This is a genomic window from Streptomyces massasporeus (assembly GCF_014648995.1).
In the GTDB taxonomy this organism is placed as follows: domain Bacteria; phylum Actinomycetota; class Actinomycetes; order Streptomycetales; family Streptomycetaceae; genus Streptomyces; species Streptomyces massasporeus.
Map to the genome: position 1 here is coordinate 1 of NZ_BMSE01000075.1, position 589 is coordinate 589.

Here is a 589-nt window from a genome sequence, read left to right on the forward strand (position 1 = left end):
CTAGACGAGTTTCACGCCGTCGTGGGCGCGGATGGCCGGCGGGGACGCCGCGTCGAGTGCGTCAAGGATGCGGATTGCGTAGGCCTCGTCGGCGAGTTCGATGACCTCTTCGCGGGTGGCCCAGCGCAGTGCGCGGGTCTCGTCCCCAGTGGTGGGTGTGCCGTCGGCTGCCTGGCAGCGGAAGACCATGGAGACGATCAGGCCCGTCATGTTCTTGTAGACGCCGGGCAGGGTCGCAGGAAGCTCGATCTTGATGCCGGTCTCTTCGAGAACTTCACGCTGGAGAGCCTCAGGGATGGTTTCCTCACGTTCGAGAACGCCGCCCGGGGGCTCCCAGTGACCGTTGTCGCGGCGCTTGATCAGCAGGGCTCGGCCTTGGTCATCGACGATGACCCCGGCGACGCTCACGGAGTGCGGGCGTTCTGTGCTCACGTTCCTCGGCCCTCTCAGCTGACTAGGCTCTCCACCGTAGCAACAACACTCGCCCACTCGTCTAGATACCTAAAGGAGTACGCGTGACGTCTCTACCGAGCATTCTCGGCGACCTCGACCCGACCAGTGATCGTGCGGTCTTCCGCCAGATCGCCGA

Annotated in this window: 1 protein-coding gene; it reads right to left on the reverse strand. The window is 64.5% G+C overall.

The features are described from left to right. A complete protein-coding gene (locus IE153_RS41310) occupies nt 1-408 on the reverse strand; it encodes an NUDIX hydrolase (RefSeq protein WP_189594814.1) in 408 nt (135 codons plus the stop codon). Between the last annotated feature and the right edge of the window lie 181 nt (nt 409-589).